28 protein-coding genes, 1 tRNA gene and 1 riboswitch are annotated in these 25,764 nt (G+C 62.1%); of the genes, 9 read left to right on the plus strand and 20 right to left on the minus strand.

Annotated elements, in window-relative coordinates:
- Window positions 1-9 precede the first annotated feature (9 nt).
- From C404_RS44200 to ydfG, 13 genes are all read right to left on the minus strand, one after another.
- Window positions 10-1,182 (minus strand): acyl-CoA dehydrogenase family protein, encoded by a 1,173-nt coding sequence (locus C404_RS44200; RefSeq protein WP_021195223.1) that lies wholly within the window; start codon window positions 1,180-1,182, stop codon window positions 10-12.
- A gap of 108 nt (window positions 1,183-1,290) precedes the next feature.
- Window positions 1,291-1,782, minus strand: a complete 492-nt coding sequence (locus C404_RS44205; protein WP_021195224.1) for a nucleoside 2-deoxyribosyltransferase — start codon at window positions 1,780-1,782, stop codon at window positions 1,291-1,293.
- A gap of 98 nt (window positions 1,783-1,880) precedes the next feature.
- Window positions 1,881-1,956, minus strand: a tRNA-Lys gene (locus C404_RS44210).
- Window positions 1,957-2,003: 47 nt separating this feature from the next.
- On the minus strand, window positions 2,004-3,119 hold the full coding sequence (locus tag C404_RS44215) for a YeeE/YedE family protein (RefSeq protein WP_021195225.1): 1,116 nt from the start codon (window positions 3,117-3,119) through the stop codon (window positions 2,004-2,006).
- Between the two features lie 4 nt (window positions 3,120-3,123).
- Complete coding sequence (queC, locus tag C404_RS44220) at window positions 3,124-3,798, minus strand: 7-cyano-7-deazaguanine synthase QueC (RefSeq protein WP_021195226.1); 675 nt, start codon at window positions 3,796-3,798, stop codon at window positions 3,124-3,126.
- A gap of 166 nt (window positions 3,799-3,964) precedes the next feature.
- Window positions 3,965-4,750, minus strand: a complete 786-nt coding sequence (gene ybgF, locus C404_RS44225; protein WP_031329447.1) for a tol-pal system protein YbgF — start codon at window positions 4,748-4,750, stop codon at window positions 3,965-3,967.
- Window positions 4,751-5,088: 338 nt separating this feature from the next.
- A complete protein-coding gene (gene pal, locus C404_RS44230; protein WP_021195228.1) occupies window positions 5,089-5,607 on the minus strand; it encodes a peptidoglycan-associated lipoprotein Pal in 519 nt (172 codons plus the stop codon).
- Between the two features lie 29 nt (window positions 5,608-5,636).
- Window positions 5,637-6,938, minus strand: a complete 1,302-nt coding sequence (gene tolB, locus C404_RS44235) for a Tol-Pal system beta propeller repeat protein TolB (protein WP_021195229.1) — start codon at window positions 6,936-6,938, stop codon at window positions 5,637-5,639.
- A gap of 56 nt (window positions 6,939-6,994) precedes the next feature.
- Window positions 6,995-8,032 (minus strand): cell envelope integrity protein TolA, encoded by a 1,038-nt coding sequence (gene tolA / locus C404_RS44240; RefSeq protein ID WP_031329449.1) that lies wholly within the window; start codon window positions 8,030-8,032, stop codon window positions 6,995-6,997.
- A gap of 41 nt (window positions 8,033-8,073) precedes the next feature.
- On the minus strand, window positions 8,074-8,508 hold the full coding sequence (gene tolR, locus C404_RS44245) for a protein TolR (RefSeq protein ID WP_021195231.1): 435 nt from the start codon (window positions 8,506-8,508) through the stop codon (window positions 8,074-8,076).
- 18 nt (window positions 8,509-8,526) lie between these two features.
- Window positions 8,527-9,219 carry a protein TolQ gene (tolQ, locus tag C404_RS44250; RefSeq protein WP_021195232.1) on the minus strand — a complete coding sequence of 231 codons (693 nt, stop codon included), beginning with the start codon at window positions 9,217-9,219 and terminating at the stop codon, window positions 8,527-8,529.
- Window positions 9,216-9,620, minus strand: coding sequence for a tol-pal system-associated acyl-CoA thioesterase (gene ybgC, locus C404_RS44255; protein WP_021195233.1), 405 nt, complete (start codon window positions 9,618-9,620; stop codon window positions 9,216-9,218). Before ybgC ends, tolQ begins: the two co-directional genes overlap by 4 nt.
- A 90-nt stretch (window positions 9,621-9,710) precedes the next feature.
- A complete protein-coding gene (gene ydfG / locus C404_RS44260) occupies window positions 9,711-10,463 on the minus strand; it encodes a bifunctional NADP-dependent 3-hydroxy acid dehydrogenase/3-hydroxypropionate dehydrogenase YdfG (protein WP_021195234.1) in 753 nt (250 codons plus the stop codon).
- A 140-nt stretch (window positions 10,464-10,603) separates the two neighbouring features.
- A riboswitch (ZMP/ZTP riboswitch) is annotated at window positions 10,604-10,739 on the plus strand.
- Between the two features lie 141 nt (window positions 10,740-10,880).
- On the opposite strand from ydfG, the gene glyA reads away from it, so the two are divergent.
- Together glyA and nrdR are read left to right on the plus strand one after the other, a co-directional pair.
- Window positions 10,881-12,128, plus strand: coding sequence for a serine hydroxymethyltransferase (gene glyA, locus C404_RS44265; RefSeq protein ID WP_021195235.1), 1,248 nt, complete (start codon window positions 10,881-10,883; stop codon window positions 12,126-12,128).
- Window positions 12,129-12,258: 130 nt separating this feature from the next.
- Window positions 12,259-12,723, plus strand: a complete 465-nt coding sequence (gene nrdR, locus C404_RS44270; protein WP_031329450.1) for a transcriptional regulator NrdR — start codon at window positions 12,259-12,261, stop codon at window positions 12,721-12,723.
- A 43-nt stretch (window positions 12,724-12,766) separates the two neighbouring features.
- Here the strand turns inward: nrdR and C404_RS44275 are convergent, their stop codons facing one another.
- From C404_RS44275 to C404_RS0130005, 7 genes are read right to left on the minus strand one after another with little or no spacing between them, the layout of a single operon-like run.
- A complete protein-coding gene (locus C404_RS44275) occupies window positions 12,767-13,201 on the minus strand; it encodes a type IV pilin protein (protein ID WP_031329451.1) in 435 nt (144 codons plus the stop codon).
- A complete protein-coding gene (locus tag C404_RS44280) occupies window positions 13,198-13,557 on the minus strand; it encodes a hypothetical protein (protein ID WP_021195238.1) in 360 nt (119 codons plus the stop codon). The genes C404_RS44275 and C404_RS44280 overlap by 4 nt, the downstream gene beginning before the upstream one ends.
- Window positions 13,558-13,567: 10 nt before the next feature.
- Entirely contained in the window at window positions 13,568-16,936 is a 3,369-nt protein-coding gene (locus tag C404_RS44285; RefSeq protein WP_021195239.1) for a pilus assembly protein, read from the minus strand.
- Window positions 16,937-16,940: 4 nt separating this feature from the next.
- A complete protein-coding gene (locus C404_RS44290) occupies window positions 16,941-17,459 on the minus strand; it encodes a pilus assembly PilX family protein (protein ID WP_021195240.1) in 519 nt (172 codons plus the stop codon).
- Between the two features lie 47 nt (window positions 17,460-17,506).
- Window positions 17,507-18,541, minus strand: a complete 1,035-nt coding sequence (locus C404_RS44295) for a PilW family protein (RefSeq protein ID WP_031329454.1) — start codon at window positions 18,539-18,541, stop codon at window positions 17,507-17,509.
- Window positions 18,538-19,041: a type IV pilus modification protein PilV gene (gene pilV / locus C404_RS44300; RefSeq protein WP_021195242.1), complete on the minus strand. Its 504-nt coding sequence runs from the start codon at window positions 19,039-19,041 to the stop codon at window positions 18,538-18,540. The genes C404_RS44295 and pilV overlap by 4 nt, the downstream gene beginning before the upstream one ends.
- Complete coding sequence (locus C404_RS0130005) at window positions 19,038-19,727, minus strand: GspH/FimT family pseudopilin (RefSeq protein WP_306303186.1); 690 nt, start codon at window positions 19,725-19,727, stop codon at window positions 19,038-19,040. Before C404_RS0130005 ends, pilV begins: the two co-directional genes overlap by 4 nt.
- A 403-nt stretch (window positions 19,728-20,130) precedes the next feature.
- Here C404_RS0130005 and C404_RS44305 point away from each other — a divergent pair, with 403 nt between their 5' ends.
- Genes C404_RS44305 through ribD form a run of 7 tightly spaced genes read left to right on the plus strand, consistent with a single transcriptional unit; the run spans window position 20,131 to window position 25,760 of the window.
- Entirely contained in the window at window positions 20,131-20,325 is a 195-nt protein-coding gene (locus C404_RS44305; protein ID WP_064496184.1) for a type IV pilus modification PilV family protein, read from the plus strand.
- 1 nt (window position 20,326) lies between these two features.
- Window positions 20,327-21,256, plus strand: a complete 930-nt coding sequence (locus tag C404_RS44310) for a PilW family protein (RefSeq protein WP_021195245.1) — start codon at window positions 20,327-20,329, stop codon at window positions 21,254-21,256.
- Window positions 21,250-21,855, plus strand: coding sequence for a pilus assembly PilX family protein (locus tag C404_RS44315; protein WP_021195246.1), 606 nt, complete (start codon window positions 21,250-21,252; stop codon window positions 21,853-21,855). Before C404_RS44310 ends, C404_RS44315 begins: the two co-directional genes overlap by 7 nt.
- The gene (locus C404_RS44320; protein WP_021195247.1) at window positions 21,852-23,684 is read left to right on the plus strand and encodes a pilus assembly protein; all 1,833 of its coding nucleotides are present in this window, start codon (window positions 21,852-21,854) and stop codon (window positions 23,682-23,684) included. Before C404_RS44315 ends, C404_RS44320 begins: the two co-directional genes overlap by 4 nt.
- Complete coding sequence (locus tag C404_RS61010) at window positions 23,684-24,076, plus strand: type IV pilin protein (protein WP_049285444.1); 393 nt, start codon at window positions 23,684-23,686, stop codon at window positions 24,074-24,076. Before C404_RS44320 ends, C404_RS61010 begins: the two co-directional genes overlap by 1 nt.
- Window positions 24,073-24,624, plus strand: a complete 552-nt coding sequence (locus C404_RS44325) for a GspH/FimT family pseudopilin (RefSeq protein WP_021195248.1) — start codon at window positions 24,073-24,075, stop codon at window positions 24,622-24,624. The genes C404_RS61010 and C404_RS44325 overlap by 4 nt, the downstream gene beginning before the upstream one ends.
- A gap of 23 nt (window positions 24,625-24,647) precedes the next feature.
- Window positions 24,648-25,760 carry a bifunctional diaminohydroxyphosphoribosylaminopyrimidine deaminase/5-amino-6-(5-phosphoribosylamino)uracil reductase RibD gene (gene ribD, locus C404_RS44330; RefSeq protein ID WP_021195249.1) on the plus strand — a complete coding sequence of 371 codons (1,113 nt, stop codon included), beginning with the start codon at window positions 24,648-24,650 and terminating at the stop codon, window positions 25,758-25,760.
- Window positions 25,761-25,764 lie beyond the last annotated feature (4 nt).

The following is a 25,764-nucleotide window of genomic DNA, read 5'->3' on the forward strand; positions in this document are numbered from 1 at the left end:
GATACGCGCTCAGCCGTAGACCGTGGCATCCGGCAGGATGCCTTCCAGCGCGTAGCGGCCGATGGCGCGCAGTTTGTAGTCGAGCGGATCGTGCAGCGTATGCGTGCGTGCGTTGCGCCAGAAGCGGTCCAGTGCGAGTGCGGCCTTGGTAGAGCGCGCGCCCGTCGCCTCAAACATTTCCTGGCTGATGAACAGCGCCGCACGATGTGCCGCCACCTTGGCTTCGGCCGTGACGAGCGAGACCTCGGCGCGCTCGTCAGCGGTGAGCGCAGCCCCCTTGCGCCACGCGCGGTCCAGCCGCTGGATGGCACGATCGGCCAGGGCTTCAGCAGCGAGCCATTGCACGCGCATCTCGCCAAAGCGCTGGATCTGATAGGGGTCGTCTGCCGCGCGCTCCACGCCGGAGGTGAGCCACGGCCGCGATGTATGCAACGTGACCTTGCGCGCCTCATCCAGCGCACCCGCAGCAATGCCGGTGTAGAGATTGACCAGCACGTTCTGCGCAACGCACGAGCGCAAGGTCTGATACGGCGTGAAGACGTTGTCGGGCCCGGCCAGCACTTCGTCTTCGCTCACCTGCACATGACGAAACTGCACGGTGGCGCTATCGGTCTGGCGCTGGCCGATGGGATGCCAGTCGTCGCGCACCGTGATGCCGTAGCGCGCCGTCGGCACCACGGCGACTACGGTCTTGCCACTCGCCTCATCATGGGCGGACACCACCATCATGTTCGAACCCAGCGTGCCCGAACAGAAACCCTTTTCCCCGTCGAGCACCCAGCCACTACCGGAGCGCTGCGCGCGCAGCCGATGATCGAGCGGGTTGACGGCATTGCCCCACCACCAGCCCAGTTCCGCAGTCGGGCGCAGAAAGCGTTCGCGTTGCGCGTCGGAGCCGTACAGATACACCGTGGTGGTCTGCAGGTACTGGAAGGCCAGCAGATGCCCGAGGGAGCTGTCGACCGCAGCGATGGCACGCACGGCGGCAAAGGCATCGGCCCAGCCTACACCTGCGCCGCCGTACTGGGTGGGGATGACCAACGGCAGTAAACCTGCGCGTGCAATTGCTGCCTTCTCATGCGCAGCATGACCGCCTTGCTGATCGCGTTGCGCAGCGGTGGAGGCCAGTTCGGCCAACAGGTGTGTGAGATCAGGGAGTTGATGCAGGTCGTCGAGCTTCATGCGGTGCCTCGTCCGGCAGGTTATCCGGTGCACGCACTATACGGACAGCCCCTGCCGCCCTGAAGGAAGCAATCCGCATACGCTTATCGGCCGCGCGACTATGCGCAACTACGCGCCCGCATAGTGTGCGCGCATCTGCTCCAGGCATGCGCGCGCATCGCCCACCACCAGGCGGCTGCTGCACGCGATCATCAGGTTGCGCGGCAAGCCGAAGTCTTCCACAGTCCAGCCGTCGGCATCACTGCCTTGGGTGTTCGGCACCTGCGCGAGGAGTGGCACGGCGGGCACGTTGTAGCACCACACGTCTTTGCCGCGCGCGATGGCGTAGCCGATTTCGAAGCACGTGCCAGAGTCAGGCTCATAGCCGCGGAAGTCCGCCACGTTGGCGATCACGGCGTCCGCCGAATCGATCAGTGCGATGTTTTGTCGGTAGATCTCGGCGGCGGTCGCTAGGCCGTTGGCTTGTGGGGCGATTGCGTTGTCGAGCGGATACAGGCCGGTGAAGCCGAACTCCGCGCACAGTTGCTTCAGCGCTTCGCCATGGGCAACCGGTTGCGGGCGGAAGACATCGGGACCAGCGAGGTAGAGGCGCAGAGGCATGGACGTAGGCCGGTGAATGACACGCGCAGGGACGACGCACAGGATAGCGCCGCACAAAAGACAAAGGGCCCGACATTGCTGTCGAGCCCTCTGAAATTTGGTGGGTCCTGCGGGATTCGAACCCGCGACCAATAGATTAAAAGTCTACTGCTCTACCGACTGAGCTAAAGACCCCAAAGACCGCGATTATAGGAAGATAACTGCGGTTCTGTCAACGCCCCTCAGACCAGGCGTTCCATCCGCCACATCTGATAGCGGAACGCCAGCACCGCGCCGATCACAATGCCCGCCAGCGCGATGAACGAACCGATCGCCAGCGTCGACACGCCCGACAGCCCCTGCCCGATCGTGCAACCCAGCGCCGTCACGCCGCCAGCGCCCATCAGGATGCCGCCGATGATGTGATTGCCGGTGTCTTCGGCATTGGCAAAGCCTTCCCAGCGGAACGTGCGCGTGGCCAGCGCCACCACGGCGGAGCCAGCAATCACGCCCAGCACACTCACGATGCCCACCGTCAGCACGCGCGACGTATCGCTGAAGAACATCAGCCACTCCAGCGTGTATGACACGGGGGCGACGAAGCTCAGCGCCTCCATGCGGCCGCTGTTGGTGGCAACGAACGCCTCCTGCAGCGTGTTCGGATCTTCCTGCACATAGCCGAGGTGACCCGACACGTACCACATGGCCACGATGATGAGCCCGACGCCAACGCCGCCGAGCAGATTGTCGACCGTACGGAAGTCACGCCCGAGCAGCGCCCACAGCGACAGTGCCCCACCAATCACCAGCGCGAGCGCCAGACGCAGCGTACGCACATCCACTGACAGTGCATGGCCCAGCACGCTCGGCAAGTCCTGCGAGGTCGGCAGTGTCATCGCGACGTTGTCGACGGTCGCCACACGCACCACGCCAAACACGCCCTTGAGCGTCATGTACGCCGACAACCCGAGGAACACGAACACCACCACCGACTTGAGATTGCCGCCGCCGATGCGCACCAGCGTCTTGCTGCCGCAACCCGAGCCCAGCACCATGCCGAAGCCGAACAGCAGCCCGCCCACCAGCGAGGACAGCCACAGCAGCTTGTTGGCCGTGTAGAGGGTCTTGCTCGTGTCGATCAGGCCCAGCCAGCTTAAGCACCCGGTACCGATCATGGCCACGCCAATGGCCAGCACCCACATGCGCACGCGACTCCAATCACCGATGTTGATGGCGTCGGACACCGCACCCATCGTGCAGAAGTGCGTGCGCTGCAGAAGCGCGCCAAACACAAAGGTGAGCGCAAAAGTCGCCCACAGCACCGTGTGGGACAGCGCGTTGAGATCGAGTTCGGGCATGGTGTCAGACGTAGCGCGTCGGGTCGGGTACGCCGGCAGCCTCAAAACCAGCCTTGCGGATACGGCACGAATCGCATACGCCGCAGGCACGGCCTTCGGCGTCCGCCTTGTAGCACGACACCGTCATGCCGTAGTCGACGCCCAATCGCACACCGGCCTGGATGATCTCCGCCTTGGTCATGGCGATGATGGGCGCGTTCACACGGATGCGTTCACCTTCCACGCCGGCCTTGGTGGCCAGATTGGCGAGCGTCTCATAGGCGGCAACGTATTCGGGGCGGCAATCCGGGTAGCCGGAGTAGTCGACCGCATTGGCGCCGAAAAACAGGTCACGCGCACCCACGGCCTCGGCCCAGCCAAGCGCCAGCGACAGCATGATGGTGTTGCGCGCCGGCACGTAGGTGATGGGGATACCTTCATGCGCACCCTCGGTCGGCACGTCGAGCGTGTCGTCAGTCAGCGCGGAGCCACCGAACTTGCGCAGATCCAGATCGACGATCTCGTGGCGCACGGCACCGAGTGCCGCCGCCACCTTCTTGGCGGCTTCCAGCTCGGACGAGTGGCGCTGCCCGTAGCGCATTGACAGCGCGTAGGTCTCAAAGCCATCGGCATTGGCCATGGCGAGCACGGTGGCGGAGTCCAGCCCGCCGGACAGCAGGACGATGGCGCGTTTTTTCATGAGCGAAGTCTTGTGGAGCACATCAGGGGAAGGCCCGCATTTTAGCGCGCTGCCACGCTGGCCGCGCCCCTTGCCGCACATACCGCGCATTGGCGCGCTGGCATGAAAAACGCCCGCCGGTGCAGCCACGGGCGGGCGTCGATCAACCACACGAGCAATTCACCGATCAGCGCATCGTCTTCAGACGGCTTTCCGCAGTCTTGGCCTGCTCGCTGCCCGGGTACTGAGCGACCACCGCTTCCAGCGTCTTGCGTGCGGCGGCCTTCTGACCCGATTCACCCTGGTTGGTTGCCACCTGCAGCAATGCGTCGGCCGCCTTCGGGTGCTGCGGGTTGGCGCGCGCCATGCTCTCCAGCACGTAGCTCGACCCCTTGTAGTCACGCTGCGCATACAGCGCGTTGCCCAGCCAGAACTGCGCCAGCGGCAGATACGGGCTCTGCGGATATTTCTTCACGAAGGCCGAGAACTGGTTGCCCGCCCCCTTGAAATCACCGCCCTGGAACCGCTTGAGCGCGGCGTCATACTCATCCTTCTCGCCGGGCTGGACCGTGCCTTCGCGGCCTTCCACCGTGGCCTGTTGCGGCTCGAATTTCTTCAGACGCGCGTCGAGGTCGGCGTAGTAATCCTTCTGCTGCTTGGTCAGCGTGTCGACAGAATTCTGCAGCACCTCATTCTGGCCACGCAGGCGCGCCACTTCGGACTTGAGCGTCTCGATCTGGTTCTGCGCGTCGATCAGGTTTTTGCTGTTCTGGTCGATACGCTGCGCGGCGCTCGACTGGAAGGTGTTGAATTTCTCGCGCATGTCGATGATGGCGCGACGCGCCTCATCGTCGTCAAACACCCCTGCTGCCGCCGGGCCGGCCATGGCCAGGGCGCCACCTGCGACAAGCGTCGCCATCAAGATGGCCCGACGCATGGCGTCATACGCGCGCTGTTTCATCATCGTAGTCATGGGTCTGTTGGTACCAAAAACGTGCGCACGTTGGCCCGAGCGGGGGCCAGATGCGCGAAGGATGCCGCCGCAAAAGGTCATTCCCTTTGCAAGGCACGCCGACAAAGCAGATGGCCCCCGCTCGAGCCAACCCGAAGAGCAAGGGGCAGATGAGCCGCATGGCGTCGTTGTGACCAGCTTGCTTGGAATAACCAAGCGGCGCTGTCCACGCCTAGCCCTGCGGCTCATCTGTCCCTTGCGTGCGTACGTTTTTGGTACCAACAGACCCATATGATTGCCAACGTAAGAACGCCGGCCGCAGCATCGCAGCCGGCGCGTCCAACCTCAAACCGTGCCGATCAGTAAACGATGTCGGCGCGGCGGTTCTGTGCCCACGACTCTTCGTCGTGACCGGTGGCCTGCGGCTTTTCCTTGCCCAGGCTCACGGCTTCCATCTGGCTGTCAGGCACGCCCATCGACGACAGTGCACGGCGCACGGCTTCAGCACGCTTCTGGCCCAGGGCCAGGTTGTACTCGCTGGTGCCGCGCTCGTCGGTGTTGCCCTGGATCAGGACCTTGCGCTGGTTGTGCGACTGCAGGTAGCGCGAGTGCTGGCCCAGCAGGCCTTGGTATTCCGACTTGACCGAGTAGCTGTCGAAATCGAAGTAGATGCTGCGCTTGGCCAGCGGGCTGTTCGGGTCGGTCAGCTCGTCACGGCCCACGTCCACCGGGGTGACCGTGCGGGTGTCAGCACCCGTGCCTGCACCGCCCGTGCCGTTCTTGGCGGTGTCATCCAGCTTCACGCCCGAGCTGCAAGCGCCCAGGGCCAGCAGCGTGGCAATGGCTGCGAGTTTGATCATGGTTTGGGACTTCGACATGTCCGATTTCTCCTAGAGGAACTGCTTCGTTACTGCATGAAAGGACCCCACGCCGGCTCACGAACTTCGCCGGCCTGGAGGGAAAGAATCTGACGCGTACGGCCATCGGTCGACACCGCTGCCAGCACCGTCTTGCCGCCCACACGCGTGGAATACAGGATGAACTTGCCGTTGGCGGCAAAGCTCGGGGATTCATCGTAGGAAGTATCCGTCAGCGCGTTCACATCGCCGTTGGTCAGGTCCTGCGTGTACAGGCGGAACCCACCACCTACGCGCGAGATATAGGCCAGCAGCTTGCCGTCCGGCGACACGCGGGGGCTTGTGTTGTAGCCACCCTTGAAGGTCACGCGCTGCGCGCCCCCCGCCTCTTCGCCATCGGCAGACATGCGATAGATCTGCGGTGCGCCGCCACGGTCGCTGGTGAAATAGATTGAGCGGCCATCCGGCGAGAACGACGGTTCGGTGTCGATCGCGCTGCTACGGGTCAGGCGGCGCAGGCCCGAGCCATCGGCGTTGACCACATAGACCTGCGTATTGCCGTCACGCGAGAGCGCCACCGCCACGCGGCGGCCATCCGGCGACCACGACGGCGCCGAGTTGTTGCCCTTCTGGTTCGAGATCACCGTGCGGCGACCGGCCACGAGGTCGTGCACGTACACCACCGGCTTCTTGAGCTCGAACGACACATACGCGACCTTGGTGCCATCCGGCGACCACGCCGGCGAGATGATCGGCTCGTTGCTCGTCAGCGCAACCTGCGGGTTGGCGCCATCCGAATCGGAAATTTGCAGCTGATAGCGACGGCCCACCTTCGACACATACGACAGACGCGTCGCAAACACGCCGCGCTCACCGATCAGCTTCTGATAGATGTAATCGGCAATTTCATGCGCAGCCAGACGCAATTGCCCAGGGCCGCGCGTGAGCGACAGACCGCCCAGGCTCTCACCCTTGGCGGTGTCGTACAGGCGGAAGCGGATTTCGTAGCGGTCGCCATTGCGGGTCACGGTGCCGCCCACGAAGGCAGCGGCACCGCGGGTTTTCCAGGCACCCAGGTCCGGGGCCGGATTGTCCGGCACCACGGCGCCGGCGACATCCACGTTGGAGAAGCGGCCGCTGCGCACCAAGTCAGCCCGGACAATCGCCGAGAGGTTCTGCGGGGCTTCTGCCTCGCCCTGGAAGTTGGCGATGGCAATCGGGTACTGGCTCGATCCGACCCCCGAAATCTCCACGTTGAGCTGGGCGTGGGCCACGCCGGCGCATGCTGCCGTCAGCAGCAGCGCCTGCGCAGCGCGTCGGAAGATCGGAATCCACATCTTCATCATGTTCATCGTCCGTATCAAATCTGTGAACCGGAAGCCAGCGCCGCCGAGGCGACGCCAGCACGTTATTCCTTGGGCCGGAAGGTCAGGTTGACGCTTGACGGTGCCTTGCCGTTGGTATCGCGCGGCAGCGGATCGGAGCGCTCCACCGCACGCATCACGGCTTCGTCATAGGCGCCGTTGCCGCTCGATTTGGTCAGCCGCTTGGACAGGATCGAGCCGTCCGGCGCCATCGTCACCGCCACCACTGCCGCCGGGTTGCCGCTGATGGCGCCCGGGTCGAACACGATGTTCGGCTTGACCTTGGCGCGCACGCGCTCGGCATACCCGGCCGATGCCGTACCGCCCGTACCCTGTGCGTTGCCAACGCCACCACCCGAGCCCTCTGCCTTGCCGGCACCACCCGCCAGGGCCTGCATGCGCGCCAGATTGGCGTTGCGCTGGGCATTGGCCTTCGATTCGGCCGCCTTGCGTCCTGCGTCTGCCTTGGCCTTCGCATCTGCCGCAGCCTTCGCCTTCAACTCTTTCTGCTTCGCTTCGGCGTCTGCCTTGGCCTTGGCTTCCGCCTGGGCTTGCAGTTGCGCATTTTTGCGGGCCTGCGCCTCAGCAGCGGCGGCCTTTTCCTTGGCCTGCTGTTCGGCCTGGGCCTTGCGTTGAAGTTCCGCCTGGCGGGCCTGCTGTTCTTTCTGCACTTTCAGCTGCGCCTGGCGCTGGGCTTCAGCGCGGTCCTCGGCGGCCCGGCGGGCGAGTTCAGCCTCGCGCGCGGCAGTTGCTGCGGCCGCGGCTTCCCGCTCGCGCTTGTGCTTCTGCTCCAGCGCGATGTCGGCTTCCTCTTCCACCTTGGTCGGCGGCGCCTTGATAACGGGTTCCGGTTTGACCTCGGGCGGAGGAGGCGCCGTCTGCACGGCCTGCTGAACCGCTGCCTCATCCCACAACTCGGCTTCTTCGCCGCGCGGCGTGCTGCTCTGCCACTGCACGCCAAAGTACAGGAAAGTGATCAGCAGCAGATGCGTGAGGACTGCCAGCCCGAACGCACGCAGCGTTCCGCGCTCGCGGACAGGCTCGTAACGATGCAACGCGGGGCTCACTGACCTTGTCGCCATGACGCTCACTCAGGTTGCCTCGCCCGGAAACATCTTCGCGTTCATTGCGACTTCACCATCAGGCCGACGCGCTTGACGCCGTCGCCCTTCAATACGCTCATCACCGTCAGCACGCGGTCGTACTGCACGGCCTTGTCGGCGGCAATGACGACCGGCTGATCGGGGTTCTCATCGGTACGCTGTTTGACGAAGGCACGCAGCTCATTGTTGTTGGCGAGCTTCTGTTCGGTGGCACCCGAGCCCGTCTTGATGCGAGCAAGGATTGTGCCGTCGCCCTTGATGGTCACGACGATGGGCGGCTGGGTCTGTTGCGGCGTGGCGTTGGCCACCGTCGGCAGGTTGACCACACCGGGGTTCACCACGGGCGCCGCCACCATGAAGATGACCAGCAGCACCAACATCACGTCGATGTACGGAACGACGTTGATGTCGGCCTTGGCCCGTCGGGCGCGGCGCGTTCGCTGGATGGTAGCCATGACGATGCTCCTTAGCGCTTAACGCGTCTGGCGCTGGAGGATGTTCGAAAACTCTTCCATGAAGCTCTCGAACCGGTTGGCCAGGCGGTCCAGCTCGGTGGCATAGCGGTTGTAGGCAATCACCGCGGGAATGGCCGCGAACAGGCCGATGGCCGTGGCCACCAGCGCTTCGGCAATACCAGGCGCCACCGCAGACAGCGTGGCCTGCTGCACGTTGGACAAGCCGCGGAAGGCGTTCATGATCCCCCACACCGTGCCGAACAGGCCAATGTACGGGCTGACCGAGCCGACCGACGCCAGGAACGGCAGGTGCGATTCAAGCGAATCCATCTCGCGCTGGTAGGCGGCGCGCATGGCGCGGCGGGCGGCGTCGAGGATGGCGCTTGGGTCACCACCGCCGCGCTGCTGCTCGCGCGTTTTGAGGTATTCGCGCATGCCGGCCTCGAAAATGCGCTCCAGCGCGCCCGTCTTGTGGCGGTTGTTGGCTGCGCTCTGGTACAGCGCCTGCAAATCACCGCCGGCCCAGAAATCGCGTTCGAACGTTTCGGTCTGGCTGCGCGCGGCGCGCAGTGCAAAGGCTTTGCGGAAGATGTACGTCCAGGAGAACAGCGACATCACCAGCAGCAGGCCCATGACAAACTGGACCAAGAGACTGGCGTGCAGCACCAGCGATACGATCGACAGATCTTGTGTGACCTCGACGGGATTCATGCGGCAGCTTTGATGGTTGCGAGTACGGGAGCGGGGATCGGGGTCGGACGGAATGTGAGCCGGTCGACACATCCAACACGAATCGTGCCTGAGGCGAGTAGAACGTCACCGCGCCAGCCTTCCTGGGCAAATTGGACCGACGCCGGGCCGACCCGTTCCATACGCGAACGGATCTGCACCAGGTCATCCAGGCGGGCAGGTGCGCGGTAGTCCACAGCGGTGCTGCGCACCACAAAAATGGCCCCGGTCGTGTCGGCCAGCGCCTGCTGGTCGACCCCGAGCGCGCGGAGCCACTCGGTGCGGGCGCGCTCAAAGAATTTCAGATAGTTGGCGTAGAACACTACACCGCCTGCGTCGGTATCTTCCCAATACACGCGCAGGTTCCAGTCAAAAGAAGACATCCGGCAATTTTACCAAGGCTCATGTGACAGCCAGCCATCCACTGGCCGGCCGAGGGCTTGCGCGGTGTGGCAAACCCTGCATGACACGATTCAAGCCATGTCTCGCGTCAAGCTCGTGGCCGAGAATGACTGGCAAACGGGCATGAGCTCGATTGCGTTGACATTGAAGTGCGGCGGCAGCGCTGCCATCCAGTAGACGGCTTCGGCGATGTCGTCGGCGGTGAGCGCCTCCGTGCCTTCGTAGACCTTGTCCACGCGGGCATCGTCGCCCTTGAAACGGACGTTGGAGAACTCAGTGCCCGAGCACAGGCCCGGCTCGATGTTCGATACGCGCACGCGGGTGCCGGTCAGGTCAGCGCGCAGGTTCAGCGAGAACTGGCGCACGAACGCCTTGGTCGCGCCATACACGTTGCCGCCCGGGTACGGGTACGTCCCGGCAATCGAGCCGATGTTGATGACATGGCCACGATTGCGCTCGACCATGGCCGGAAGCAACGCGCGCGTCATATGGACCAGGCCGGAGCAGTTGGTGCCGATCATGCGGTCCCAGTCGGTCAGATCCGCACGTTGAGCGGGTTCCAGGCCGAGCGCCAAGCCGGCGTTGTTGACCAGCACGTCGACCTCGCGCCAGCCTTCCGGCAGCGAGCCCGGCAGCGCGGCAACAGCAGCGGCATCCAGCACATCCAGCACGACCGGCAGGAGTGCATCACCCAGCTCGGCCTTGAGCGCATCCAGGCGATCTTGGCGGCGGCCGGCAGCGATCACGCGATGGCCTTCCCGCACGAAGCGTCGCGCAATGGCTGCACCGAAGCCGGCCGTCGCGCCGGTCACGAATACGATCATGGAATGCCTCCAAGCCTGAAAAAAATGCGAAAAACAGAGTTTACCTGAAGCGTTGCCGCCTGTTGCGTCGCAATGTGCTTAGGCAAGCGCCCCGCGCCTTGCGGCAGTCAAGGGCCTGTCGTACACTCGCGGGCAACCATTCCACCTTGCGCGACTGGCGAATCCCGGGGCTGCAGCAACACACCGCAGACCTCGGCAGTGGGCACCGACCACGAGGAAGCGCAAGGTTTCTGGCGTCATGCACAACGACGCCTGCCGCTCGCCTGGGCAGCGAATGGGAAGCAAAGGGTGACTTGGGCACCCGCTGCAATCGGCCAACACCGGGAGCAGCGTCCAAGCCGCGCGCATGTTTCCCGAAGCCCGCCCGCCTCGCCCGATCTCCGTTTTTTCCGTTTCGTTTCAGACCAGACACTCGCCATGTTCGAACGCAGCCGCTATACGATCGACCAGATCGATCCCGAAATCTTCGCCGCCATCCAGAAGGAAAATCAGCGTCAGGAAGACCATATCGAGCTGATTGCCTCCGAAAACTACACCTCGCCGGCCGTGATGGCCGCGCAAGGCTCGCAACTGACCAACAAGTACGCCGAGGGCTACCCGGGCAAGCGTTACTACGGTGGTTGCGAATACGTGGACGTGGTGGAACAGCTCGCCATCGACCGCGTGAAGCAGCTGTTTGGCGCCGAAGCCGCCAACGTGCAACCGAACTCCGGCTCCCAGGCCAACCAGGGCGTGTTCTTCGCCGTGCTCAAGCCGGGCGACACGATCATGGGCATGAGCCTGGCCGAAGGTGGTCACCTGACGCACGGCATGGCGCTCAACATGAGCGGCAAGTGGTTCAACGTGGTCAGCTACGGCCTGAACGCCCAGGAAGACATCGATTACGACGCGCTCGAAGCCCTGGCGCAAGAGAAGAAGCCGAAGCTGATCATCGCTGGCGCATCGGCATTCGCGCTGCGCATCGATTTCGAACGCATCGGCAAGATCGCCAAGTCGATCGGCGCGTACTTCATGGTGGACATGGCCCACTACGCCGGCCTGATCGCCGCGGGTGTGTATCCGAACCCAGTGCCGCACGCTGACTTCGTCACCACGACCACGCACAAGAGCCTGCGCGGCCCGCGCGGCGGCGTGATCCTGATGAAGGCCGAGCACGAGAAGGCCATCAACTCGGCGATCTTCCCGGGTATCCAGGGCGGCCCGCTGATGCACGTGATCGCCGGCAAGGCCGTGGCATTCAAGGAAGCCCTGTCGCCGGAGTTCAAGGCCTACCAACAGCAAGTGGTGAAGAACGCCGCCGTGATGGCCGAAACGCTGATGGCCCGTGGCCTGCGCATCGTCTCGGGCCGCACCGAGAGCCACGTGATGCTGGTCGACCTGCGCGCCAAGAACATCACCGGCAAGGAAGCCGAGAAGGTGCTGGGCGACGCGCATATCACCGTCAACAAGAACGCGATTCCGAATGACCCGGAAAAGCCGTTCGTGACCTCGGGTGTGCGCCTGGGCTCGCCGGCCATGACCACGCGCGGCTTCAAGGAAGCGGAGGCCGTGAAGGTCGCGCACCTGATCGCCGACGTGCTGGACAACCCGCACGACGAAGCGAACATCGCTGCTGTGCGCGCCAAGGTGGCTGAGTTGACCAAGCAGTTCCCGGTCTACGCTTAAGCGGTTGGCAATAGCCGTGGCACACATGCCAGCGGCCACGTAGTACCCTGCCGCGATGCGCCCCAAGCGGGCCATCGCGGCGTTGTTCTTTTAGCGCAGTGCGTTCTTTTGGGTTTCGTTGGAGACCGGCATGAAATGCCCTTTTTGCGGCCACGCGGCCACCCAGGTGATTGAGACTCGCATGTCGGAGGAAGGCGACACCGTGCGCCGTCGCCGCAAGTGCGAAGCCTGCGACCGCCGCTTCACGACCTACGAACGCATCGAACTGTTCTTCCCGGCCGTCGTCAAGAAGAACGGCAGCCGCGTCGATTACGACCGCAACAAGGTCAAGGATTCCATGCGATTGGCGCTGCGCAAGCGCCCTGTCTCCGCAGAGGCCATCGACGAGGCCATCGCCCGCATCGAAGAAAAACTCCTCAGCCACGGCGAGAAGGAAATCGGCAGCGACCGCGTGGGTGAGCTGGTCATGCGCGAACTGAAGCGGCTGGACAAGATCGGGTATATCCGGTTTGCGTCGGTGTACCGGAGTTTTGAGGATCTGGCGGAGTTTCGTGATGTGCTGGATGAGGTTTCGGCGACTAGTGTGCGGAAATAGCACGCACGCGAATGGTTTGTATCGCGGCACGATCCCCCGGCGACTACCAACAGCTCGACGCCGTAAGCGTGCCCCCGGACACCATTTTATTCCCCGCCTGATCGTAGCTGAAGGTACCGCACGCATCCGTTGCCTGACCGGCCTGCGGAACGGCTTGAACCGTATAGACCGTCTGCGTAGGCGCGACGGAGAAACTCAGAGCGTAGTAGCCGTTGTCTGACTGGGTATTGGCGTAGACACCGCTAGCACCCAATGTCGCGCCCGCATAGGTGTTGCCCAATGAGCGGTATTGCTCCATTTTCTGAGCCACCGCGAGCAATGCCGTTTTGGCATCCGCACGCCTGGACTTTTGGATGTAGCCATTGAGCGACGGATAGGCCACGACGGCGAGGATGCCCACAATAGCGACCGTGATCATCAGCTCAATCAATGTGAAGCCGCGGGGCAAACGCCGAGAGCTAGAGAGTCCTGTGTTCATTGGAGGTAGATAACTGAAATCGTCCGTTCAGAGGCGTCCTTCGGATCCAGCAGGAAACGAATCTCCTGCCCCTGACGCAACGACGAGAGGCGGCCCTCATCCCCAGCAGGGCCAAATACGCGCACCGCACGACCGACCTGAAGGCGGTTACCGTGCACGTCGATCTCACCTTTATCCAGATTGAGCGCGGTGACCACGCCACGTAGCATGCGAGGTGCGTCACTCGCATGGGGCTGCGCCCGACTCGACGCCGGGCTGAGCGTCACGCCACCAGGCTCGCCACCTCCCACCGCCAGCGCACCATATGCCGCATTGCCTGCCAGCACAAAGGTGGCAATCACACATAGCTTCTTCATACCTGCCCCCTCAGTTCAATTGCCGCCATGCAACACGGCCACGGGAACCCTTACCTGCGGTTTCACCAATCACTTGAATGGCACCCGCCGAAGTATTGACGTATTTGTTTTCAAATGGCGAGGCGCCCGGTGCTTGAATGGGTTGCAAAAAGCCCGGAGCTGCGGGAATTGAGCCGACTTGTCGACCACTCGTATTGGCGGGCGAACCGCCATATTGGAGTAGATCCGAGTTATTGATGACTCCATCACCATTGGTATCGAAGGTCGGACTATCCAAACGGTTGCCCGTAAAGACATCCAGCTCCATCACCCAGCCGGTACCACCGGCGCTGCATTGGGCGGTGGACGGAATAACAGTGTTAAAAATCACACGACCCGAACGAATGGTCGCATCTGTCACGGCACGCTCTCCGGTAGTCGGCAAGTTGATGTACCAACCGAGCTTCGAGCTGTTGTAGGACCCAAGCGAAATTGCATTGTCGCCGGACCGAAGCGCGTCCAAGGTTGGCGCTCCTACCGCGTGTGTCGTGATGCGATACGTGTTCCCATCGGAACCCGTTGTTGTGCCCAACACCGATTGCTGCTGAAGATTAGACAGGCCGCTGATCGTGGCGCCCTTGTCGATGATGCCGTAGAAGGTCTGTCCAGCCGTCGACGCTGTATCGGTCGTTGTGAAGTACTGCCCCGTGCCGAAGACCAGAAGGTAGTTACCTTGCAAATTTCGAGTCACGTCAGGGCGTACCGTGATCGGCTGCCCCCCCGTACTGAACAACGGCTGCGGACTGCCGGAGGTTCCAAATGCAACCCCCCAATTGCTGACCGAGCTGCTCGACAGGTCGAACTTCCACATGTTGCCCGCCAGATCGCCGGCATAAACAACGTCGGCAATGCCATCCCCGTTAGTATCAACGGCGACAGGTCCTGACAGGCCATTTGGCGCAGCGGTAGTGCCAGCGTTCGTATCAATCTTTGCAGTGACCGCTCCGGTTTCTGCATCCAACACAAACAGCACTGCGTGGCCGGTCGTGCTCGCCGCACCATCAGACTGCGTGCTGTTGTAACCATTGGCCACAATAACGGACCACCTTCCGTTGTTTGTTTTGACGATCAACGGTTGGCCAAAGCTATAGCCCATGTCTGCGTCATTCGCGTCGGTGAATTCCCAGCGCGCGACCTGGCTCGCAGTCGACTCGGTGAACTTCGACGGATCGGTGACGTCGAGTGCGAAAATGCCCTGCCCTCCACCGGCCAGCGCACCTGACAGCAACGTATGCCACCCGCTCTTATAGAAGGTGTCCCCCACCGTGACGGAGCCGTCCGCGAAGTACTGGTGCGTGTAGGTCGGAGCAGTCAGCATGCTGAGGTTGCTGTAGATGACCGCCGGAACATAGGCCATTGCCTCTTTCCCCGTAGACGCATTGATCCCGTGCAGCATGCCGTCATTGGCTCCGACGTAAATCATCGGTGTCCGATTGCGCCAGGTCGATACGAATGCCGAGTAAGGGGCGCTCTCCATGTTGTCTGGATAGTTGAACGCAGGCGCGCCGACGTAGTTGGGCGATGAGTGAATGATATCGCCCAGCTTACTCGTCGGACGATTGCGAAACGAAGGTGTGCAGGACCCACACGTATTGGCTTCGTTGGCATTGTTGCCACGCAGATAGGTCACACGCTGCGAGCCGTAGCCGTCGTTGGTGGTCTGGCTAGCGTTGTAGTTCAGCTTGGTCGATTGCGCCACATCCATCTCGGTCGCCTTCGGCGAACCCGGCGATGCAGGCCATCGGAACGGAATACCGCGAGCGCCAAGAGCCGCAGACGGCTTGTACGTCAGGATCTGGCGCCCAGTATCCCAGTTCTGTGAATTGATCTGCTGGCCGGCATCCCAGAGTTGGCTGCCGATCGAACCGTCCGAGTTAATGGCATATGCAAGCAACTGCCCCGACCAGTCCGCGCTGCTGAACTTGGCCTGATACAAAGCAGTGCCTGTCCCCCAGGAACCTGCGTTCAGGGAAACGGCCGAAGCCGCTGCCACCTTGGTGGTAATGTCCGCCGCGATGCTCTGGAACTGCTGTTGCAGCGTTGCGGGATCCGTGCTCAGGTAAGCATTGCCCGTCCCCCCGAGCTTCGCCATTTGGTTGAGCACAGCTACCGAAGCCGGGTTGGACACCGTGCTACCCATCCCCACCACGTAGGTCTGAATATCAAAGGGACTCGTATAACCCTTAACGCTCGTACTGCGTAACGCCGTGATTTGACTGAACACATCGTTCGCGGCGTTGGAGAACGTCCACTGTCCAGTGCTCGAGTTATAGGTGCTTTGCTGATCGGAAAGCGCCCACATCGAACCATCGGTCTTGCCGGTGGGGTTGCCATCGGTCGCTAACAGCACAAAGTTCTTCTGGCAACTTTGAGTCACAGGCGTCGAATAGCCAGTCTGCGAGCCCGCGAAGTAACTCCTCGCCGTTTGCAGACTGCCAGAGAGAGGCGTAGCCACCGCCCCGTTCTTGATTTCGAGCTTGCTGTGGCCGCTTGCTGCTGAATTTGAGTTTGTCTCCGGCGCCAGATAGTCGATCAGATTCTGGTAGTGCGAGGTCGAATCCGCCTGCACAGCTTCCATCATTTTTCCAGACCCGCTTATGTTGGCGTAGTAGCCCCACGCGCGCGATAGCCAGATCATTCGTGAGTAAGGAGGATTGCCCGGCAGAAACCCGGCGTCGGTCGGGGTAAAGCCAACTTGCTGGCAACCCGAGAAGTCACCGGAATTCCAGGTCGACACGTTGGCGTGGTTCTGGCACCCGTTGTAATTGGTATTGGGATTGCTGGTCGTCCCCCCCGATAAGCCAATAGCCCACGGATACGGCCACGTACCGTTGTAGTACAAGACATCGTTGATGGCAGGATCATCGCCACTGAGCGCGTAAGTCAAATACGAATACGAGGCACCCGATTGCGGATTCGGCACGCAGCGCAGACCACCGTTCGATGCGGAAATGCCGTTGACACAGTCATTTGTGAACACCATGGTGCTGGCGCTCCCAAAGAAGTAGGCATACGTGTTGTATAGGCTGGGCCCCGGTGCATCGAACGTCGCTAGGCCCCAGTTGAATTGGGTGCGATAGTTCGAGATGGTCGACGTAATCACCGAGCGCGCAATGTTGCCACGTGTGGTCGGATCATTGCCCGCGATCAACTTGCCCGCCATCGTCCCGTCCATGGACTGCGAGTTGTCATAGACCACCAAAATATTGGGCGTGGCTGTGTTACTCGACAGAAACAGGGGATATTGCGCGATGGTTAGCAGCGCCGCGTTAGTCGTCAGCGGCAGCAGCGAGCTGATCAACAGCGCGAGCGCCTTGACTAAGAAAGATTGTGTCTTCATGGCCTCAGCGCTTCACGTAAATGGATTCGAGAACAACGTGGGTTTCGGGGCGTGCGCCGGTCGAGTAGACCGTGATCCGGTACGCCGTCCCTCCTGCCGGCGGCTTCACACCAATCCCAATACTCTCGCCTGCCGGCACTGACAGTCCGGAGAGCTTTTCAATGACGTACAGCGGCTGGGAAGCAACGTTGGGCAACGCAACTGCTCCCGTATAAGCACCGTAGGTACGCGTGTTCGCGCTGTTGGTCCAATCAATCAGCGTAGAGACCGACGCCGACTTTGGCGTCGACCAAGATGATGGCGGCGTGCACAAGCCACTCGTGCATGCCTGTACAAACGCCGTTGTCGCCGTGATGTTCTGGGCAACGTCCAATTCAGCATCGCGAAGGGCCGTTTCCGCTGCTTGAAACGCCAGCTTGGTGTCCTTGCTGTTGCCGAACATCATTTCCTGCATCACAGAGCCATTGACGAGCGCCAACCCCAGAAGCGTAAGGAGCACCAAGAACACCAACGCAACAGGCAAGGCAACGCCTCTTTGTGCACTACGTCGCCAAATCAAGTTAACTAGCATCACATCACCCGGTTACGCAGCGTAATGACGCTCGTGAAGACAGAGCGTATGCGTCTGTCGGCAGATGTCGCCGAGGCACCATTAAAGTTGTAGGTCTGCGCAATAGGCGATACGCCATTCTGAACCGACGCCATCAAGAGTTGCACTCGCACGCTGACGACGTTGTTCCAGTTACCAACGTTGTCGGCGGTGACGTAGCGGTTCGCGGCCTGGTCGCTGTCAGTGTCTTCCCCATAGAGAAGCACCAGGTTGTCGACACCCTCGACCATCTCCTGAGGCTGGCCAGCGCCCGTGTAGTCGGGCACGCTGTAAGACCATAGAGACTTCACCGCGCGATTTCTGGCGCTCTGGGCAACGTAGTAAGTTTTGGTCACGACACGGTAGGCCGAGGCATCCGTGTTGAACACATGCGTGAGATCAGCGCTGGCATTGCCTGGCGTCGGCACGGTGGCAGCGGCGTGGGAAAGTGTCCCCGCAGTCGGCGTGGTGGTGACTTGCGTCGCCTGAAACACCGCTTGCGCCTCGCAGTCGGAAACCAGCACGTAGTCACCCTGGGCAAACGGCGCACTGGCATCCACCGTCACAGCCCCCGTCGTCCCCGCCATCTGCGCGGTCAGCGCGGCCCCATTGTCATAGGGGCGCTTGATGGCAATGACGTCCGTCCCGGCAATCGGTGGCTGCGCTAGGCTACTAATACTCGAGTCCAGTGCGGGCGACCATGTCGTCCCGCTGCCGTGGTAGCCAAAGAGTGTCTGGTCGAATCGATTGTTGAAAGAACCAGAAGAGTTCAGCGTATTGACCGGCGAATTCGCCACACCGTTACAACCACGGAAGCCGGTCATGCGGATGTCCTGCTCAATCGTTTCAACCGCAAAGCGAGCACTTTCCTCCAAGCGACCCACCGTATCGACCACGCGCGATGTTTGACGACCAGATAGATAAATTGAAACGGCAACGCCAACGAGCAGCATGCCCAGAGTCAATCCGACCATGAGTTCAACTAGCGAGATACCGGTTTGTCGACGGTTCATCATGGCTTGAAACGTTGGGAGAGCATCTGTTGCTGACCATTTTCCGTCCACCAGACCATGACGGCGTAAACACTCCCACCACCGTCACAACCAGGTGCGGCAGGCGTTGCGGTCGAAGATATCGTGCTGGTCAGGCAAACCACACCTGCGCCCTGTGGAAGCTGGGTGGCAAGTTCGTTCGACCACTCGTAGTAGTCGTTCTGGGCAATCTGTGCCGCTGAGCAACCCGTCGACGCCGACACGCAACCGGGGTTGCTGGCAGTACCCGACAGGTTACTGTAGGCACCCGCGGAATAGCCCGAAAGGTTGGCGCGTATTCTGTCGCTGATCTCGTACGCCAAGTAGACGGCTTTGCTTCGTTGCGTGGAGATGTTGGAACTCGACATCCCAACCAACTGCAGACGTGAGAACCCAATCAGGCCGACGGAAATAACCAGAAGCGCAATCAGCGCCTCCAGCAACGCATAACCTCGCGAAGTCGATTTCAATAGGCTGGCATTCATGGGCATGTTGCACTGGCGGAATCGACCAGCCCGTTCGGTTGAATCGTAATCTGATATCCCGACGTGCCACTGGTGGCGGAACACACTTTCAACTGACGCAGCAAGGCCGGCGACAGATAGCCATGGGAATCAAACTTGATGACGCCACTATTTGGCACACTCAGCGTCAATCCGGATGACAGGGCTTCGTGGGCGCGTAAGACCTCTCCGCTATCAACGACGCCATTCGCGTTTGAGTCAACCCAAACGGACCAGCCCGCGCCCCATTCGTTGCCGACTACGCCAGGCGTGGTCGACGAAACCACGCTCACCGGCATGCCACGTTTGGCAGCCTCGCTTCGTGCCAAGGCGAGCGAGGACATCAACTCGGTCTGGACGGCAAAAAGCCGGTTGGTGCTCAGCATCGGTGCGAACGACGGAATCGCAACTGCCAACAAAATGGCGAGAATGGTCACTACCGCCAAAAGCTCGATCAGCGTGAAGCCTCGAGTTGCCGGAAAAGCCTTGGCACAATTACCCAATGGGCCGCACGCCCCATACGGGACAGCGCAACGCGCGCGCCGTACCTCCGGACTCGATCTGTCCTGTGTGATTTTGCGAAACCAAAGGGCAGGGAGAGAATCGCGAACCAATGCGCGCATCTCAGCCCTCAGCCGGAATGCCGTTGCCTGACCGTATGCCAGCATCGCCCAATAGGCGAAGTCCCGTTGTGCATGTTTACCCCCGACATTTTGTTATGCGGCAGTCACGGCGACATCGTTATCGCGCGCTGCTGATTTCTGAACTTCCCAAGTGCTTTTGTTGCACCGCACTCAACCCCCGTTGAACGCGACGATCTGCCAGCAAAAATGCGTAGGCAGACGCACCCCCCGAAATAGTGGGGAATTAGTCAAAAAGTGTCAACATCCCCCTCCCTCAACAACAAGGCTCAGCAAGGTTAGTTTTGACAAAAAACCAACGATCAATGGTGAAACTCTGTCAGAGGGCCGTTCTATGCTTGACGGCCAGAAAGGGTATTGACCAGATATGACACTTATACGGCCAAATTCACACTAACTTGAGGCGGTTTTGCTAAGCACCGGCCGCCTCATGACCTCCCGCCCCCATCGCCCGTACCAACGCGGCGCCATCCTGATCGAGTCCCTCATCGCCCTGGCCGTCCTCTCGCTCGGTGCGGCCGCCATGTTCCGTGCGTTTGACTTTATGGAGGCGGCCAATCATGAGGCAACTCGCCTAGACCAGGATGCGCGGGTGCGACTGGACACCACAGAAAAGAACCACTGACATGCGGCATGCGCTCATCCGACCCGCCCGCGGCGTCTCACTGGTCGAGTTACTGGTCGGCATGGTCATCGCCTTGATGGTGCTGGGAATCGCGCTGCAAATGATGCTGATCGCACGAGCACGCTACCAACGTCTGGCCGATGAAGCACTCATCGAAGACCGTGCCATGCAGGCGCTCGAACTGATTGGCCACGCCGTGCGCCAAGCGGGGTGGGTCACGGATACGCCAGTGGCTTCTCCGGTGCGTCGCTGGCCGGATGCGGACCAGGACGTGCCGCCATCACTTGAGGGCCGCGACAATTGCGGCCGCCTCGACACACCGCCGCAGTTCCTGCCGCAATTCGACTGTGGGGGCGGCAACGTGAGGCGCAGCGATGCCCTTTTGGTCCGCTTCGCCGGCCGCGGTTCCAACGGCGACGGCGCCACACTGGACTGCCGCGGCCTCGGTGTGCCTGAGCGCGCCGACAGCAAAGACCCTCGCGGGGGCTACATCCTGTTGTTTTCCGGGGCGAACACCACGGACAGGGAACTGGAGCTCAGGTGCAGATCCCTCAGCCGCACCGATCCCAACAGTGCGGATAACAGCCAAGGTTTGGTCCGTGGTGTCGAAACGCTGCAACTGCTCTATACACTTGCCCCCACCTCGACATCTGCGGCCGAAACCGTACCTGCACGCGAGATCGGCAAGCAAGACTGGCGTCGCGTACAGCAAGTCCACGTTGCAATCGTGGTACGTGGTGACCGATACAGGACCCTGCCCCCCATCTCGGACAAGGTCATGCTGTTCTCACGCACAGAACTTGGCCCGCTACCAAAGGCTAGAACAGAAGATCTGGAGTACCAACCTCAAGATCCGCGCCGCAATCACGCCGTCTTCACCGCCACCTTTGCCGTTCGCAACCCGTTGATCTGCGAGGCAGACGCATGTTGATCACGCAAGCCCAAGCGCGTGGCTTCTCCATCATCGTGGTGACTGGCGCGCTGGCCATGATCGGCTTGGTGACGATGGCCGCGTGGCCGCTGGTGCAGGACCACAGCCGACGCGCGGCGCTGTCTGCGGATCGCGCTCTCGCGCTGAGCGAAGCCGAACGTGCGTTGGACGCAGCTGAGTGTGAGATTGCGACCGCCACTGGCACACCACCGCGCAGAGGCTGCGCTGGCGTGCGGGATGCGGCCCGCGCGGCTGCACTGAACCCCATAACGTTGGCGGGCTTCCGTCCGGGCCAATGCGGAGACGCATTGTGCTCGCCACTGACGGGGCAAACCGCTCAAGGGCTTTCCGATCTGTTGACTACGGCAGACAAGGCCAGAGCAGTTCCCGCAGCCCTGGCTGAGACTTGGCGGGAGCCCGCTCAACCAGCACGCTACGTCATCGAGCCGATCCCTGACGCACTACCCGGCGAATGGGCGCAGGCCGGCACAGCGCGGGCTCCGTCGCTCTTTCGTATCACGGCCGTAGGTTTTGGCCTGACCGAAAAAGTCACCGTGATGCTGCAGTCCGTCTACCGGCCACAAGCGGACAAACCATGAAGGCACGACACCTCTGCGCAACGCTCGTGGTCGCGCTAGCCAGTTTGACCGCAGCAAACGGCAGCGACTCGCCCGCCGGAAACTTGCCCTCGCACATCGTCGCCGTACGCGGCGATGACGCTTGGAGCGGCCGGTTGCGCGCCCTCCAATTTCTGCCGACGCTTGGCACGCTCGACGCACCAACACCGCAGGACCTATGGGAAGCCGCGAGTGCACTCGACGAGAGACCACCCATCGAGCGTCAGTTGTGGACGTTCCATCGCGACGACACAGGCAGCCGTACCCCGGTGGGGCTGCATTGGCTCAATCTTTCGCCCACACAACAAGCGCAACTCGATGGCGACGACAAACTCGGAGCAATGCGCATCGACTACTTGCGGGGCCTGCGCATGCCCGAGCGCGATGGTTCTGGCTTCAGGTCGCGCAAGTCCATCTTGGGCGCCATGCTCGGTGCACACGTAAAGTTACTGGGGCCGCCGGGCTTCGTGCTGGATGCGAGCCATACCAGCTTCCGTCAGAACCATGCGCAACGGCCGTGGATGGCCTATATCGGTGCCAACGATGGCATGCTGCACGGCTTCGATGCGCTCACGGGTATCGAGCGCTTCGCGATCATGCCCGACGCCGCCCTTCCGACTGCGGCGCGCAATGCTTCACCCGCACAGCCGGTACCTCGCCCTCTCTGTGCCCGCCCCTTTGCCGCCGATGCATTGATTGGCATGCAATGGCATTCGATCCTCTCATGCGCCAACGGCACCATGGGCTCCGGCTTGTTTCTGGTCGACGTGACCAATCCGGAGTCAGCTACGCCTCCGCCGATGCTCGCCTACGACGCCAACGACGACGCCGCTGTCGGCCAGGTGGAAGGCCCGATCCCCATTGTGTCGCTCGCTAATGGTGGCCGCGGAAACCCGCGCTGGTTCGCGATCAGCGGCAACGGAACAGGGCGCGCCGACGTGGGAAATCGTCTGCTGTTGCTGGCGCTGGATCAGCCGCGCACTTCGCCATGGCAATCGAATACAGCACATGCAATCACGGTGCCCTCCGGCGCAGACCGCCGCGGTGGCCTGGGGGCACCTGCTGTGGCGCTGGGGCCGCAGGGCACCGCCACGTTGGCCTATGCGCCAGACACCCGTGGGCAGATCTGGCGCTTCGACTTACGCGATGCACCGCCCTGGCCGAATGCATTGGGCACGAACCATGCACAGCGCCGCACGCCCTTCTTCAAGGCGAAGTCACGTACGGGGGGAACGCAACGCATCGTCAGCCCCATCTTGCTGGCAGCCACGGCCGGTGGTCAGATGCTCGTCTTCGTCGCTGTCGACGAGGCCAGCAGCAATACGACCCTGTATGGCGTCGCAGACACCGGCGCACGCGGCCTGTCGCGTGACAACCTGGCTGGCCTTAGTGTCACGGACGACGGCGATGGCTCGATCATCCGCTTGGAAGGCAGCACCATCGCCAACGGATGGCGCATCGACCTGCCCATGGGCCAACTGCCCGATGAACTCACCACGGCCGGCACAAATAGCCTGCTGCTCACGACACGCGACGCCGACCGCCGCCAACACGCCTACTTGCTCGATGCTCACACTGGCTTACCGACCAACAAAGCGCATCGCACTGGGCACGTACTGATTGGCACACCAATCATTACCACGCAGACAGCGGCCCCTGCCCCGACACCCAGCGGTTCCGTCACGCAAGCGACGCACACCGGCCTGTGGCAGCTCGCTGGCGAACGCATTCGTCAATTGGAATCGCGCATCTATACGCGCCAGCTCGGTCGATTGAGCTGGCGCGAAATGACTGAAGAAGGTGCGCGCTGATGCATCGGCCACGCGGGTTCACCCTGGTGGAACTGATGGCCGTGCTCGTCATCACGAGCGTACTGGCCTTTGTCGCCACCTCAAGCTGGCCCGCGTACATGCAGCGCACACGTCGCGCTGCTGCAGGCGCCGCGTTGGTCGCAACCCTATCGCAGTTGGAGCTCCGGCACGCGCGCACGGGAACTTACGAGGGCGAAGATCCCAAGACCGAGGCGGATGGATACTTCATCACTGTAGGACCATGCCAAAGCTTGAACGGAGAGCTGCCGCGCAACGAGTGCATAGAACTGAACGCATATCCGACGCCATCACGAACAGACAAGGTCTGTCCGTACCTCATGCTGCGCAGCACAGGCGAACGAAGTCCCAGCAATCCGGCGTGTTGGCCATGACCAGCCCCAACCGGCAGGTCCGGCAAGCAGGCGTGACGCTAGTCGAATTGGTTATCGTGCTTACCATTATCGCCACGCTGGCCGTCATGGCGATTCCGCCCGTCCTCGATCGCTGGGAACGCGAAACCATCATGCTCTTCTCAGAGCGCTTGGTCAGCGCCATTAACTTGGCGCAAGTGACAGCACAACATCGGCATACCTGGACGTACTTCAGCCCACAAGCTCCCATGCGAAACCCGAACGCTCAGTGGGCGGTCACCTTGTCGCGACCCCACACAACCACCGCAACGCAACAGGTGCCGTTGCTGTCCATTTCCGTACCGGCATTTCCCGCAGTACAAGTGAGCTCCAATTTGCCCGAGGACACGCTGTCCTACGCACCTGTGGGATACTCACGCAAAAGCGACGGCACACTGCTCGATGGCACGATTACCATCACCTGCGGTCGACATACACGCCGAATCCGGATCAGCGCTGTTGGCCGCGCTCGAATATGCGACCCCGAGGTGGACCGTAACAACTGCCCCGCCTTCGGCAGCGATCCTTAACTCCATCTGCGTCTCATAACACCATGTTCTCCGACTTCGACCACGCCATGATGCAGCGCGCCCTGGCGCTGGCCGAGAAGGGACTCTTCACCACCACGCCCAACCCACGCGTCGGCTGTGTGCTCGTGCATGGCGACACCGTCATCGGCGAAGGCTATACGCAGCCCGCCGGCCAGGACCACGCCGAAATCCAAGCCATCAAGGATGCCCAATCGCGCGGCCAGGACGTGCGCGGTGCGACGGCTTATGTGACGCTGGAGCCGTGCAGCCACTTTGGCCGCACGCCTCCCTGCGCAGACCGTCTGGTCGAGGCCGGCATCACACGCGTGGTGGCGGCCATGGAAGACCCGAACCCTGCCGTTTCCGGACGCGGCCTGCAGAAGCTGCGCGATGCCGGCGTCGACGTACGCTGCGGCCTGCTGGAACGCGAGGCGCGCGAACTCAATATCGGCTTTGTCTCGCGCATGACGCGCGGCACGCCCTGGGTACGCGTGAAGGTGGGCGCATCGCTGGACGGCCGCACCGCGCTGGACAATGGCATCAGCCAATGGATTACCGAAACCGAAGCGCGTAACGACGGCCATCGCTGGCGTGCGCGCGCCTGCGCCATCCTCACCGGCATCGGCACGGTGCGTGAAGACAACCCGCGCCTGACCGTGCGCGCCGTGACCACGCCACGCCAGCCACGTCGCATATTGGTCGACTCAGCGCTGGATGTACCACTCGACGCACACATCCTCACCGCGGACGGCCACCACGAGCCGACGCTGATCTTTGCCGCGCAGCCCGAAGCCGGCCGCATGCGCGCCCTGGCTGAGCGCGGCGCAGAAGTCGTCCTCCTGCCCAATGCAGCGGGCAAGGTAGACCTGCCCGCCATGCTGCGCGAGCTTGGCCGCCGCGAAATCAACGAACTGCACGTCGAGGCTGGCTTCAAGCTCAACGGCTCCTTGCTGCGCGAAGGGCTGGTTGACGAGATCCTCGTCTATCTGGCACCCAAGGTGCTCGGCTCGGGCCAGGGCATGTTCAATATGGGGCCGCTGCAAACGTTGGAAGGCGCGGCCGAATTCTTCTTTCATGATATCTCGCGCATCGGGGGCGATCTCCGCATCCTGGCGCGCCGCAACCCGACAGACTGATCGC

It is taken from the genome of Ralstonia sp. AU12-08, from assembly GCF_000442475.1.
GTDB classification, from domain to species: domain Bacteria; phylum Pseudomonadota; class Gammaproteobacteria; order Burkholderiales; family Burkholderiaceae; genus Ralstonia; species Ralstonia insidiosa.